The organism is Streptomyces sp. NPDC001443 (assembly GCF_053597355.1).
In genome coordinates, this window is sequence record NZ_JBSFIA010000004.1 from 202273 (window position 1) to 215878 (window position 13606).

The 13606-nt window shown below is 71.8% G+C and carries 9 protein-coding genes; 7 read left to right on the top strand and 2 right to left on the bottom strand.

Annotation, left to right across the window (positions count from 1 at the left end; translation table 11 throughout):
• Both ACWC24_RS07620 and ACWC24_RS07625 read left to right on the top strand, forming a co-directional pair.
• Positions 1-1857: AAA family ATPase (locus tag ACWC24_RS07620; RefSeq protein WP_450661899.1), on the top strand; the 1857-nt coding region annotated here is incomplete at its 5' end.
• A 250-nt stretch (positions 1858-2107) separates the two neighbouring features.
• Positions 2108-3526, top strand: a complete 1419-nt coding sequence (locus ACWC24_RS07625) for a sugar porter family MFS transporter (protein WP_450661900.1) — start codon at positions 2108-2110, stop codon at positions 3524-3526.
• Positions 3527-3606: 80 nt separating this feature from the next.
• Here the strand turns inward: ACWC24_RS07625 and ACWC24_RS07630 are convergent, their stop codons facing one another.
• Positions 3607-4578, bottom strand: coding sequence for an LLM class flavin-dependent oxidoreductase (locus ACWC24_RS07630; protein ID WP_450661901.1), 972 nt, complete (start codon positions 4576-4578; stop codon positions 3607-3609).
• Positions 4579-4735: 157 nt separating this feature from the next.
• Here ACWC24_RS07630 and ftsY point away from each other — a divergent pair, with 157 nt between their 5' ends.
• Positions 4736-5935, top strand: coding sequence for a signal recognition particle-docking protein FtsY (ftsY, locus tag ACWC24_RS07635; protein ID WP_450661902.1), 1200 nt, complete (start codon positions 4736-4738; stop codon positions 5933-5935).
• A 256-nt stretch (positions 5936-6191) separates the two neighbouring features.
• On the opposite strand, the gene ACWC24_RS07640 is transcribed toward ftsY, so the two are convergent.
• A complete protein-coding gene (locus tag ACWC24_RS07640; RefSeq protein WP_450661903.1) occupies positions 6192-6857 on the bottom strand; it encodes a bifunctional DNA primase/polymerase in 666 nt (221 codons plus the stop codon).
• A 455-nt stretch (positions 6858-7312) separates the two neighbouring features.
• Between ACWC24_RS07640 and nsdA the strand changes: the two genes are divergently transcribed.
• From nsdA to ACWC24_RS07660, 4 genes are all read left to right on the top strand, one after another.
• Entirely contained in the window at positions 7313-8794 is a 1482-nt protein-coding gene (gene nsdA / locus ACWC24_RS07645; RefSeq protein ID WP_450661904.1) for a transcriptional repressor NsdA, read from the top strand.
• Positions 8795-9107: 313 nt separating this feature from the next.
• On the top strand, positions 9108-10448 hold the full coding sequence (locus ACWC24_RS07650; RefSeq protein ID WP_450661905.1) for an ammonium transporter: 1341 nt from the start codon (positions 9108-9110) through the stop codon (positions 10446-10448).
• Complete coding sequence (locus tag ACWC24_RS07655) at positions 10445-10783, top strand: P-II family nitrogen regulator (RefSeq protein WP_450661906.1); 339 nt, start codon at positions 10445-10447, stop codon at positions 10781-10783. Before ACWC24_RS07650 ends, ACWC24_RS07655 begins: the two co-directional genes overlap by 4 nt.
• A 26-nt stretch (positions 10784-10809) precedes the next feature.
• Positions 10810-13263 (top strand): [protein-PII] uridylyltransferase, encoded by a 2454-nt coding sequence (locus tag ACWC24_RS07660; RefSeq protein WP_450661907.1) that lies wholly within the window; start codon positions 10810-10812, stop codon positions 13261-13263.
• Positions 13264-13606 lie beyond the last annotated feature (343 nt).

Below are 13606 nucleotides of genomic sequence, written 5' to 3' on the forward strand. Positions count from 1 at the left end.
CACGACGACGTACCACCGGCCGTCGACGACGTACCACCGTCCCCCGCCACGGACCGGCCGCCCTTCGCCGCCGACCTGGTCCGGGCCCCCGCCGACCTCATGCCCGCCGTGCGGCGGCTGCTGCGCGGGATCGTCGTCGTCGCCACCCTCGACGAGGCCGTGGATCTGGTCGGCACCCACCCCCAACTCACCGCCGTCACCGCCGAGGGCGACCTGCTGGGCACGCACTTCGCGCACGGCGGGTCGGCCGGCGCGCCCAGTCTGCTGGAGGTCCAGGCGTCGGTGGACGAGGCGGCCGCCGAGCTGGAGGTGCTGGCCGTCCGGTGCGAGGAACTGGCCGGGGCGCAGCAGGCGGCCGTCGCCCGGCGCGCGGAGTGTGCCGCGCTCGTCGAGGAGCTGGGGGAGCGGCGCCGGGCCGCCGACCGGGAGAAGTCGGCCGTGGCGCAGCAGCTCGGGCGGCTGGCCGGACAGGCCCGGGGTGCCGCCGGGGAGGCCGAGCGGTCCACGGCGGCCGCGGCCCGGGCGCAGGACGCGCTCGACAAGGCCGTACTGGAGGCGGAGGAGCTCGCCGAACGGCTCGCCGTGGCGGAGGAGATGCCGGTCGAGGAGGAACCGGACACCTCCGTGCGCGACCGGCTGGCCGCGGACGGGGCCAACGCCCGGCAGACCGAGATGGAGGCGCGGCTCCAGGTCCGTACGCACGAGGAGCGGGTCAAGTCGCTCGCCGGACGGGCCGACTCCCTGGACCGGGCGGCCCGCGCCGAACGCGAGGCACGCGCGCGTGCGGAGCAGCGGCGCGCCCGGCTGCGGCACGAGGCGGCCGTCGCGGAGGCGGTCGCCTCGGGCGCCCGGCAGCTCCTGGAGCACGTCGAGGTCTCGCTGCGGCGGGCGGACGAGGAGCGCACCGCGGCCGAGGCCGCCAAGGCCGAGCGCGAGCGGGAACTGGTCGTCGCCCGCACCGCCGGACGTGACCTCAAGGCGGAGCTCGACAAACTGACGGATTCAGTTCACCGGGGTGAGGTACTCGGCGCCGAGAAGCGGCTGCGGATCGAGCAGCTGGAGACCAAGGCGCTGGAGGAACTGGGTGTGGAACCGGCGGGACTCATGTCCGAGTACGGCCCGCACCAACCGGTGCCGGCCTCGCCCGCCGCCGAGGGCGAGGAGCTGCCGGACGATCCGGAGCACCCGCGCAACCGGCCCAGGCCGTTCGTACGGGCGGAACAGGAGAAGCGGCTGAAGGCCGCCGAGCGGGCCTACCAGCAGCTCGGCAAGGTCAATCCGCTCGCCCTGGAGGAGTTCGCGGCCCTGGAGGAGCGGCACAAGTTCCTCAGCGAGCAGCTCGAGGACCTGAAGAAGACCCGTGCGGACCTCCTCCAGGTGGTGAAGGAGGTCGACGAGCGGGTCGAGCAGGTCTTCACCGAGGCGTACCGGGACACCGCACGGGAGTTTGAAGGCGTCTTCGGCCGGCTGTTCCCGGGCGGAGAGGGGCGGCTGCTGCTCACCGACCCCGACAACATGCTCACCACGGGTGTGGACGTCGAGGCACGGCCGCCGGGCAAGAAGGTCAAGCGGCTGTCGCTGCTCTCCGGTGGTGAGCGGTCGCTGACGGCCGTCGCGCTGCTGGTGTCGATCTTCAAGGCGCGGCCGAGTCCGTTCTATGTCATGGACGAGGTCGAGGCCGCGCTGGACGACACCAACCTCCAGCGCCTGATCCGCATCATGCAGGAGCTCCAGGAGGCTTCGCAGCTGATCGTGATCACGCACCAGAAGCGCACGATGGAGGTCGCCGACGCGCTCTACGGCGTGTCCATGCAGGGCGACGGTGTCTCGAAGGTCATCTCCCAGCGCCTTCGCTAGTTGCGTGCAGGCTACATCAGTGTAACCTCGCATCCCTAATCAGTTCACTACTTGAACACTTGGTGGGCACGACCTGTCCATAAGCTCACACTCTCAGGATTATTAACTTCGAAACTTGAAGGCATAATCTCTGCGACATTGCTTTTACCTTCAGGTGGTGGCAGGCGTGAACTTGTGCGCCACTGGAACCATCACCCAAGGGCTTGCCCCCACATCCCGGCAGCGAGGCCGGTGGCCCGAGGAGTCAGACGTGACCAGCACAGCGCAGGTACCCCCACCCGGAGCCAGGACGGCTCACCCCGATCACCTCGGGCATGTCATCTTCATCGCGGCCGCGGCCGCGATGGGCGGCTTCCTCTTCGGCTACGACAGTGCTGTGATCAACGGTGCCGTCGAGGCCATCCGCAGCCGTTACGACATCGGCTCCGCAGCGCTGGCACAGGTCATCGCCATCGCCCTGATCGGCTGCGCCATCGGCGCGGCGACCGCGGGCCGGATAGCCGACCGCATCGGCCGCATCCGCTGCATGCAGATCTCCGCCGCCCTGTTCACGGTCAGCGCGGTCGGTTCCGCACTGCCGTTCGCGCTGTGGGACCTCGCCTTCTGGCGCATCGTCGGCGGCTTCGCCATCGGCATGGCCTCCGTCATCGGCCCCGCCTACATCGCCGAGGTCTCCCCGGCCGCGTACCGCGGTCGTCTCGGCTCCTTCCAGCAGGCCGCGATCGTCGTCGGCATCGCCATCTCGCAGCTGGTGAACTGGGGCATCCTGAACGCCGCGGGCGGCGACCAGCGCGGTGAGCTGCTGGGCGTGGAGGCCTGGCAGGTCATGCTCGGCGTCATGGTCGTCCCGGCCGCCCTGTACGGCCTGCTCTCCTTCGCGATCCCCGAGTCGCCGCGCTTCCTGATCTCCGTCGGCAAGGAGGAGCGCGCCCGCGAGGTCCTCAAGGAGGTCGAGGGCGACAGGACCGACCTGAAGGCCCGCGTCGCCGAGATCGAGCTCGCCATGAAGAGCGAGCACAAGTCCACCTTCAAGGACCTGCTCGGCGGCTCCTTCTTCTTCAAGCCGATCGTCTGGATCGGTATCGGCCTGTCGGTCTTCCAGCAGTTCGTCGGCATCAACGTCGCGTTCTACTACTCCTCGACGCTGTGGCAGTCGGTCGGCGTCGACCCGACGGACTCGTTCTTCTACTCCTTCACCACGTCGATCATCAACATCATCGGTACCGTGATCGCGATGATCTTCGTGGACCGCATCGGCCGCAAGCCGCTGGCCCTCATCGGTTCGGTCGGTATGGTCATCGGCCTCGGACTGGAGGCCTGGGCGTTCTCGTTCGACCTCGTCGACGGCAAGCTGCCGGCCACCCAGGGCTGGGTCGCCCTGATCGCCGCCCACGTGTTCGTCCTCTTCTTCGCCCTGTCCTGGGGCGTGGTCGTCTGGGTCTTCCTCGGCGAGATGTTCCCGAACCGGATCCGCGCCGCCGCCCTGGGCGTGGCCGCCTCCGCGCAGTGGATCGCCAACTGGGCCATCACCGCGAGCTTCCCGTCGCTGGCCGACTGGAACCTCTCCGCGACCTACGTGATCTACACGATCTTCGCCGCGCTCTCCATCCCGTTCGTCCTGAAGTTCGTGAAGGAGACGAAGGGCAAGGCGCTGGAGGAGATGGGCTGACCGCCCGCCCCGTGAACTCGGGGAGAAGGGCAAGTCCCCGCTGCCCCTCTCCTCGTTCCCGTAGGAGGTGCTGCCCCGGCTCAGTCACTGAGCCGGGGCAGCACCTCTTCGCAGAACAGCCGCAGACTGCGCCGCCCCTCCTCGACGGGCATCCCGCCGGCCAGCGGGTGCAGGACCAGGTTGTCCAGGCCCTGCGCCACACACTCCTCCGGTGTCAGGACCCGGTACACGCCCTCGGCGCGCAACTCCTCCACCGTGGTGGCCGAGGACCGCACGGCCGACCGGATGTCACCGGACTGCCAGGAGGCGTAGGTACGGGCCTCGTGCAGGAAGTGGCTCCCGTACGCGGCCCAGACCCGGTCCGGGTCCTCGGCGATGTGCAGCAGCGGGGTCTCGGCCGCGGGCATCATGGTCCAGCCCTCGGTGCCGTACTCCGCGAGCCGGTCCTTGTAGTACGCCTCCAGCTCCGGCAGATGCGCGCTGGGGAAGAACGGCAGCCCCAGGCGCGCGGCCCGGCGCGCGGCGGCCCGCGACGAACCGCCGACCAGCAGCAGGGGATGCGGTGCGGTGAACGGGCGCGGGGTGACCCGCACGGTACGGCCCCGGTGGGTGAACTCCTCGCCGGTCCACGCCTTCAGCACCGTCTCCAGCAGCTCGTCCTGGAGCCGGCCGCGCCGCCGCCAGTCCACCCCGAACATGGCGTACTCCTCGGGCCGGTACCCGATCCCGGCGACGGTCACCAGCCGCCCGCCGCTCAGCAGATCCAGTACGGCGATGTCCTCGGCCAGCCGCAGCGGGTCGTACAGCGGGCCGATCACCGCCGAGACCGTCACCGCCAGCCGTCGGGTCGCGCCGAGCAGGGCGCCCGCGAAGGCGAACGGCGACGGCAGCCAGTTGTCGGCGACGCCGTGGTGCTCCTCGGTCTGCACGGTGGTGATCCCGTGGTCGTCGGCGTACCGCGCCAGCTCCAGGGCCGCCGCGTAGCGCTCGTGCAGCGCGGTGGGCGTGGCGTCGGGGGCGACGAGATTGAGGCGTACGACGGTGACGGGCATGGGTCCCCCTTCGGGTCGGCGAGGGGGACGGTAGCTGACGATGCGTCAGATTGCTATGTCGCGGCCCGCCCGGGCCGGGGCCGTCGGGCGGCGCGCCGGGTTGGAGGAAACCACAAGCTGGGCCCTGCCCGGGTCCATGACAGATACTGGACGGGTTATGGAAACCGTCATCCTTGCTGTAGTCATCGCCGTGGTCGCGCTGGCCGCGATCGGCGCGCTCGTCGTCGGCAGTCGACGGACGAAGTCGCTGCCCCCGCCGCCGCCCTCGGCGCCCGACATCACCGCGCCTCCGGCCGAACCGCAGGTCGGCGAAGAGGCCGAGACGCCGCGTGAAGAACCGCGGCGCACGATAGAGGAGGTGGATCTTCCGGAGGCCTCGGCCCCGGTGGCCGTCGAGGAGCCTCCCGTCGAGGCTCCGGTCATCGAGATCCCGGAGCCCACCGCCGGGCGCCTCGTCCGCCTGCGCGCCCGTCTCTCCCGCTCGCAGAACGCCCTGGGCAAGGGCCTGCTGACCCTGCTGTCGCGCGAGCACCTCGACGACGACACCTGGGAGGAGATCGAGGACACGCTGCTCACCGCCGACGTCGGCGTGATGCCCACCCAGGAGCTGGTCGAGCGGCTGCGCGAGCGGGTGAAGGTGCTCGGCACCCGCACCCCCGAGCAGTTGCGCGGTCTGCTGCGCGAGGAACTGCTCACGCTGGTCGGTACCGACTTCGACCGTACGGTCAAGACCGAGCCCGAGACCAGCAAGCCCGGCATCGTGATGGTCGTCGGCGTCAACGGCACCGGCAAGACCACCACCACCGGCAAGCTCGCCCGGGTCCTGGTCGCCGACGGCCGGACGGTCGTCCTCGGCGCCGCCGACACCTTCCGTGCCGCCGCCACCGAGCAGCTCCAGACCTGGGGCGATCGGGTCGGCGCCCACACCGTGCGCGGGCCCGAGGGCGGCGACCCCGCCTCCGTCGCCTTCGACGCGGTGAAGGAGGGCAAGGACATGGGGGCGGACGTCGTCCTCATCGACACCGCCGGCCGGCTGCACACCAAGACCGGACTCATGGACGAGCTGGGCAAGGTCAAGCGCGTGGTCGAGAAGCAGGCCCCGCTCGACGAGGTACTGCTCGTCCTCGACGCCACCACCGGGCAGAACGGACTCGTGCAGGCCCGGGTGTTCGCGGAGGTCGTCGACATCACCGGCATCGTGCTGACCAAGCTGGACGGCACGGCCAAGGGCGGCATCGTGGTCGCGGTCCAGCGCGAGCTGGGCGTGCCGGTCAAGCTGATCGGGCTCGGCGAGGGTGCCGACGACCTGGCGCCGTTCGAGCCGGAAGCTTTCGTCGATGCCCTTATCGGGGAGTGATCCCCACCCGGCCGTCCGGCCGGTGAACGACGGGCCACCCGGCCCCCTGGGCGAACGCCCGGCCGGGTCCCCGACCGGAGAAGGGCCCCACCGCATGGTGCAGATGCGGCGGGGCCCTTCGTCGTGGGTGGCCCGGTCACGGGCCGTCCGACTTCCTCGGTCCGGTTACGGGCCGTCCGGCTCCTTCGGCCGGGGTTCCCGCCCGGGAGCGCGTCACCCCCGGAGCGCCTCGGACCGGTTCACGCGGGGGGCCGGTTCACGCTCGGGACCGGTGGGCCACGTACGCCAGCGTGCCGAGCAGCAGCCGGGCCTCGGGCGGCCTGCTCGCCGAGTCCAGGCCGGGCGGGCGCAGCCACCGCACCGGGCCGAGGCCGCCGCGGTCGGAGGGGGGCGCGGTGACGTACGCACCCGGGCCGAGGCCGCGCAGGTCCAGGGCGGTCGGGTCGTCCCAGCCCATGCGGTAGAGCAGGGCGGGCAGCTCGGCGGCGGCACCGGGCGCGACGAAGAACTGGGCGCGACCCTCGGGGGTGGCGGTGACCGGGCCGAGCGGCAGTCCCATGCGCTCCAGCCGGACCAGGGCGCGGCGCCCGGCGGCCTCGGCCACCTCTACGACGTCGAACGCGCGGCCGACCGGAAGCATCACGGCGGCCCCCGGGACCTCGGCCCACGCCTTGGTCACCTGGTCCAGCGTGGCCCCGGCGGGCATCGCCGGCGCGAAGTCGAGCGGATGCGCGCCCGGCGCCCGGCAGTCGGGGCGGCCGCAGGAGCAGGCGCCCGCGGCGGCCCTGGCGCCGGGCACGACGTCCCAGCCCCACAGCCCGGTGAACTCGGCCACGGCGGTGCACTCCGACGAGCGGCCGCGGCGGCGCGAGGCGGACCGGATGTCACGGATACCCAGACTGCTGCCGATCGTGAAGCCCATGCCCCCTCCAACGGGTCCGACGCACCGGTGGTTACGAGATGAACGCCATTCATCACTCTGCGTGACTTCGCGTGTTCCCGCTCCCTGGTGCCGCGCGATGCGGACGGCGCTTTGAGGCGTTCGGGGTTGCGTGTGCGGCGACGCGCGCCCCCGTGTGCACCTCTCTGCTCACTCCCGGCCGTCCTGTGTCAAGTGAATCGCGTAGAGGCCGTCGTGAGTTCATTCGAAGGGGTGGCGAATGGTGGCGTTTGAGGGATCCTCGTGGTGGGCGAGTGATCGTAGGATTACTTTGTGTGCACGAGGCCTGAAGGCGCACGCGCTTGTGGGTATGCCGGAGGCAACCCGGCTTTCCGTTCGAAGGGTGGCAACCCCGGGACGGACGGCCGCATCCACCGGCATTCTGATAGGGCTTGGCGCAGTCAGTGACAAGTGGTCTCAGGGATGGGGGCGTTCCAGTGGGCGGCAACGGCGGAAGCGGAGCGAACGCTGAGAAGCGCCCCAACGACATGCTCGGTTCGTGGTTCGTGCGCAGCGGCTGGTCCAAGGGCGAGCTCGCGCGCCAGGTCAACCGCCGGGCCCGCCAGTTGGGCGCCAGTCACATCTCGACCGACACCTCGCGGGTGCGCCGCTGGCTGGACGGCGAGAACCCCCGTGAGCCCATCCCCAGGATCCTGTCCGAGCTGTTCTCCGAGCGCTTCGGCTGCGTCGTCTCCGTCGAGGACCTGGGCCTGCGCACGGCACGCCAGTCGCCGTCCGTGTCCGGTGTCGACCTGCCCTGGACCGGCCCGCAGACCGTGGCCCTGCTCAGCGAGTTCTCGCGCAGCGACCTGATGCTGGCCCGGCGCGGCTTCCTCGGCACCTCGCTGGGCCTGGCCGCGGGCCCGGCCCTCATCGAGCCCATGCAGCGCTGGCTGGTGCCCACGCTGCCCGGCCCGCGCCAGGAGCCCGAGCCCGATCCCACGCCGGCCGCCCGCGCCCGCGGCCGGCTGTCCGGGCCCGAGCTGGAGCTGCTGGAGTCCACCACGGTGATGTTCCGGCAGTGGGACGCCCAGTGCGGTGGCGGTCTGCGCCGCAAGGCCGTCGTCGGCCAGCTGCACGAGGTGACCGACCTCCTCCAGGAGTCCCAGCCCGAGCCCGTCGCCCGGAAGTTGTTCAAGGTCGCCGCCGAACTGGCCGAGCTGGCCGGGTGGATGAGCTACGACATCGGACTTCAGCCCACCGCCCAGAAGTACTTCGTCCTCGCCCTGCACGCGGCGCGGGAGGCCGGCGACAAGCCGCTCGGCTCGTACGTCCTGTCCAGCATGAGCCGTCAGATGATCCACCTGGGACGGCCCGAGGACGCCCTGGAGCTGATCCACCTCGCGCAGTACGGCAGCCGTGACTGCGCGAGCCCGCGCACCCAGTCGATGCTGTATGCGATGGAGGCCCGCGCGTACGCCAACATGGGCCAGCCCGGAAAGTGCAAGCGGGCGGTGCGGATGGCCGAGGACACCTTCGCCGATGCCGACGAGTGGGACGAGCCGGACCCCGACTGGATCCGCTTCTTCTCCGAGGCCGAGCTGTACGGCGAGAACTCCCACTCCTACCGCGACCTCGCGTACGTCGCCGGCCGCAGCCCCACCTACGCCTCCCTGGCCGAGCCCCTCATGCAGCGCGCCGTCGAGCTGTTCGGCCAGGACCGCGAGCACCAGCGGTCGTACGCACTCAACCTGATCGGCATGGCCACCGTGCACCTGCTGCGGCGCGAACCCGAGCGGAGCACGGGCTTCGCCGAGGAGGCGATGGGCATCGCGAAGAAGGTCCGCTCCGAGCGCGTCAACACACGTATCCGAAAGACCGTCGACACCGCTGTACGCGATTTCGGGGATCTCGCCGAGATCGTCGATCTGACGGAGAAGCTCGCCGTCGAGCTGCCCGAGACCGCGGAAGCGGTCTGAACCCGCACGACCCCGGCCGCGGCCGGCCTTCCCGAACTGCCCGACTCGGCTCCCCCACGCCAGGTCATCGGAAGGCCGACCGCGGCCGGTTTCTTTCCTTCATCGAAGGTTGCGCCAAGATAACGATCCCCGCGCCCGTAATCCGGCGGTTCATCGAGGCGTAACACACAAGGTGCCTTCGTCACCGCGGCGAAACAACGAGGGGCGTCGACCGAAACGGCGCTGCGTCAATCTCATGGCGCATAACCGGCCCACCCCTCATTCCGCTCAGGCTTCGCCCGCACGGGTCCGTACCAACGACGAGGAGACGCCGATGGCACCAGCCATCACGCTTGCGGCAGACGCCACGCTGTCGCCGGCCAACACAGGCTTCATGCTCATTTGTTCCGCCCTGGTGATGCTCATGACCCCGGGTCTGGCCTTCTTCTACGGGGGCATGGTCCGCGTCAAAAGCACGCTGAACATGCTGATGATGAGCTTCATCAGCCTGGGGATCATCACCATCCTGTGGGTCCTCTACGGCTTCTCCGCCGCCTTCGGCACCGATTCCGGTGGATTCATCGGCTGGAATTCCGACTGGGTGGGCCTCAGCAACATCGGCCTGACGGAGTTGTGGGACGGATACACCATCCCGATCTTCGTATTCATGGTCTTCCAGCTGATGTTCGCGATCATCACGCCCGCCCTCATAAGCGGTGCGCTCGCCGACCGCGTCAAGTTCAGCGCCTGGGCGCTGTTCATCACCCTGTGGGCCACGGTCGTCTACTTCCCGGTCGCGCACTGGGTCTGGGGCGCCGGCGGCTGGGCCTACGAGCTCGGTGTGATCGACTTCGCCGGCGGTACGGCGGTCCACATCAACGCGGGCGCCGCCGCGCTCGGCGTGATCCTGGTCATCGGCAAGCGGGTCGGCTTCAAGAAGGACCCGATGCGTCCGCACAGCCTTCCGCTGGTCATGCTCGGCGCCGGTCTGCTGTGGTTCGGCTGGTTCGGGTTCAACGCCGGTTCGTGGCTCGGCAACGACGACGGCGTCGGCGCGCTGATGTTCGTCAACACGCAGGTCGCCACCGCCGCCGCCATGCTGGCCTGGCTCGCCTACGAGAAGATCCGGCACGGCGCGTTCACCACGCTGGGCGCCGCCTCCGGCGCGGTCGCGGGTCTCGTCGCCATCACCCCCTCGGGCGGTGCGGTCTCCCCGCTCGGTGCGATCGCCGTCGGCGCCATCGCCGGTGTGCTGTGCGCCATGGCCGTCGGACTGAAGTACCGGTTCAACTACGACGACTCCCTCGACGTCGTCGGTGTCCACCTGGTCGGCGGTGTCGTGGGTTCCCTGCTCATCGGCTTCTTCGCCACCGGCAAGGGCCAGTCGAAGGCGACCGGCGTCTTCTACGGCGACCACACCTTCGACCAGCTCTGGAAGCAGTGCGCGGGTGTCTTCGCGGTCCTCGGCTACTCACTGGTCGTCTCCGCGGTCCTCGCCTTCCTCCTCGACCGGACGATCGGCATGCGCGTCTCCGAGGACGACGAGGTGGCCGGTATCGACCAGGCCGAGCACGCCGAGACCGCATACGACTTCAGCGGTGCCGGCGGCGGCGCCGCCCGGACCGCCGTCCCGGCCGGGGTGGCCGACACTGCCAGCAAGAAGGTGGACGCATGAAGATCATCACCGCCGTCGTGAAGCCCCACCGGCTGGACGAGATCAAGGAGGCCCTCCAGGCCTTCGGGGTCCACGGACTGACGGTCACCGAGGCGAGCGGCTACGGTCGGCAGCGGGGACACACCGAGGTCTACCGGGGTGCCGAGTACACCGTGGACCTGGTACCCAAGATCCGCATAGAGGTGCTGGCCGAGGACGAGGACGCCGAGCAGTTGATCGACGTCATCGTCAAGGCGGCCCGGACCGGCAAGATCGGTGACGGCAAGGTCTGGTCCCTGCCGGTCGAGACGGCCGTACGGGTGCGGACCGGCGAGCGCGGGCCGGACGCGCTCTGAAACAGAAGACGGACAGGAGTCGCCGGGTGACGAGTACGGACGTGCGCAAGGAAACAGAGGACTCGGGACCCAGCGGCTACGCGGCGGCCCGGCTGCGCCTCCTCACCGAGGGGGCGCGGTCCGGGCCGCCGCGCCGTGCCGCCCTCGCCGAGCTCACGGACGACTGGCTGACCGGCCTGTTCGACGCGGGCGCCGGGGCGCTGCGCGGCGTGTCCCTCGTCGCGGTCGGCGGTTACGGACGCGGGGAACTGTCCCCCCGCAGCGACCTCGACCTCCTGCTGCTGCACGACGGCGGCGACCCGGCCGCGGTCGCCGCGCTGGCCGACCGCCTCTGGTACCCGGTCTGGGACCTCGGTCTCTCCCTCGACCACTCCGTGCGCACCTCGGCGGAGGCCCGCAGGACGGCGGCCGACGACCTCAAGGTCCAGCTCGGCCTGCTGGACGCCCGGCACCTCGCCGGCGACCTCGGCCTCACCGCCGGTCTGCGCACGGCCGTACTGGCCGACTGGCGCAACCAGGCGCCCAAACGCCTCCCCGAACTCCGGGATTTGTGCGCCGAACGGGCCGAACGCCAGGGCGAGCTCCAGTTCCTGCTCGAACCCGACCTGAAGGAGGCGCGCGGCGGGCTCCGCGACGCCACCGCCCTGCGCGCCGTCGCCGCCTCCTGGCTCGCGGACGCCCCGCGCGAGGGCCTCGCCGACGCCCGGCGCCGGCTGCTCGACGTACGCGACGCCCTCCATCTGGCCACCGGGCGCGCGACCGACCGGCTCGCGCTCCAGGAGCAGGACCAGGTGGCGGGCGAGCTCGGTCTGCTCGACGCCGACACGCTGCTGCGGCAGGTCTACGAGGCGGCACGGGTCATCGCCTACGCGAGCGACGTCACCTGGCGGGAAGTGGGACGCGTGCTGCGCTCGCGCGCCGTACGGCCGCGCCTGCGCGCCATGCTCGGCGGCGGCAAGCCGGTCGCCGAACGCTCCCCGCTGGCCGAGGGAGTGGTCGAGCAGGACGGCGAGGTGGTGCTCGCCCGCACCGCGCGCCCCGAACGCGACCCCGTACTCCCGCTGCGGGCCGCGGCCGCCGCCGCACAGGCCGGCCTGCCGCTCTCCCTGCACGCCGTCCGCCGCCTGGCGGCCACCACCCGTCCGCTGCCCACGCCCTGGCCCGCCGAGGCGCGCGAGCAACTGGTGACGCTGCTCGGCTCGGGCGAGCCGACCGTCGAGGTCTGGGAGGCGCTGGAGGCGGAAGGCCTGATCACCCGGCTGCTGCCCGACTGGGAGCGGGTGCGCTGCCGTCCGCAGCGCAACGCCGTGCACATCTGGACCGTCGACAGGCACCTCATCGAGACCGCCGTGCGCGCCTCCGCGTTCACCCGCCGCGTCAGCCGCCCCGACCTCCTGCTGGTCGCCGCACTGCTGCACGACATCGGCAAGGGCTGGCCCGGCGACCACTCGGTGGCCGGCGAGATCATCGCCAAGGACGTCGCCGCGCGGATCGGCTTCGACCGCCAGGACGTGGCCGTGCTCGCCACCCTCGTACGCCATCACCTGCTGCTCGTCGAGACCGCGACCCGGCGCGACCTGGAGGACCCGGCCACCGTGCGCCTCGTCGCCGAGGCGGTCGGCAGCCAGGGCACGCTGGAACTGCTGCACGCCCTCACCGAGGCGGACGCGCTGGCCACCGGCCCGGCCGCCTGGTCGTCCTGGCGCGGATCACTCGTCGCCGACCTGGTCAAACGGGTGGCGGCGGTACTGGCCGGGGACGAGCCCGCGGAACCCGAGGCGGTCCTCGCCACCGCCGAGCAGGAGCGGCTCGCCATCGAGGCCTGCCGCACCGGCGGTCCGGTGCTGGCGCTGCGCGCGCAGACCGAACCGCCGGCCGACGAGGAGCCGTCCGACGCGCAGGAGCCGGAACCGCTCGGGGTCGAACTGCTCATCGCCGTACCCGACCAGCCGCGGGTACTGCCCGCCGTCGCCGGCGTACTGGCCATGCACCGGCTCACCGTCCGTACCGCGGAACTGCGGGCCCTGCCGCTGCCCGACGGCGTCGGCGGCTTCGTCCTGCTGCTGGACTGGCGGGTGGCCGCCGAGTACGGCTCCCTGCCGCAGGCCGCCCGGCTGCGCGCCGACCTCGTACGCGCCCTGGACGGCTCGCTGGACATCGCGACCAGGCTCGCCGAGCGCGACGCCGCCTACCCGCGCCGCCGGGGCGTCGTCGCGCCCCCCGCGCGCGTGACGGTCGCCTCCGCGGGCTCCCGCCTGGCCACGGTGATCGAGGTACGGGCCCAGGACGCCCCGGGGCTGCTCTTCCGGATCGGCTCGGCGCTGGAGGACACGGGCGTGCGGATGCGCAGCGCGCACGTCTCGACGCTCGGCTCGAACGCCGTGGACGCCTTCTACGTCACCGACCCCGAGGGCGCGCCCCTGCCGAGCGAGGAGGCGGCCGGCGTGGCACGGAAGCTGGAGGAGACGCTGCGGGGCTGAGCCGAGGGCGCCGGCAGCGCCGTGCGGGGTCCCGGCCGCGCGGGCCCGGCGTGTTTCCCGCCACGGGGGTGCTCCGGGGGACGGCGGTCGGGTGCTTGCCGCCGCGCGGGTGACCGGGGGCCGCCAGCGCCGTGCGGGGTCCCGGCCGGGCGGCTCCGGCGTGTCGACCTTGCGGGGTCCCCGCCCGGTGGGCCTGGTGCGTCGGCCGTGCGGGGTTCCGGCCGCGCGGGCCCGGCGTGTTTCCCGCCACGGGGTGCTCCGGGGGACGGCGGTCGGGTGCTTGCCGCCGCAGGGCGGTCGCCGTGACCGGGAAGCCTGCGCGGCGGCCTCGACGGCGGCCGTG

Excerpts from the sequence above, each read along its gene's own strand:
- ACWC24_RS07640 (WP_450661903.1), bottom strand. The coding sequence starts at position 6,857 with ATGGGCTTCACGATCGGCAGCAGTCTGGGTATCCGTGACATCCGGTCC.
- ACWC24_RS07630 (WP_450661901.1), bottom strand. The coding sequence starts at position 4,578 with ATGCCCGTCACCGTCGTACGCCTCAATCTCGTCGCCCCCGACGCCACG.
- ACWC24_RS07655 (WP_450661906.1), top strand. The coding sequence starts at position 10,445 with ATGAAGATCATCACCGCCGTCGTGAAGCCCCACCGGCTGGACGAGATC.
- ACWC24_RS07650 (WP_450661905.1), top strand. The coding sequence starts at position 9,108 with ATGGCACCAGCCATCACGCTTGCGGCAGACGCCACGCTGTCGCCGGCC.
- ftsY (WP_450661902.1), top strand. The coding sequence starts at position 4,736 with ATGGAAACCGTCATCCTTGCTGTAGTCATCGCCGTGGTCGCGCTGGCC.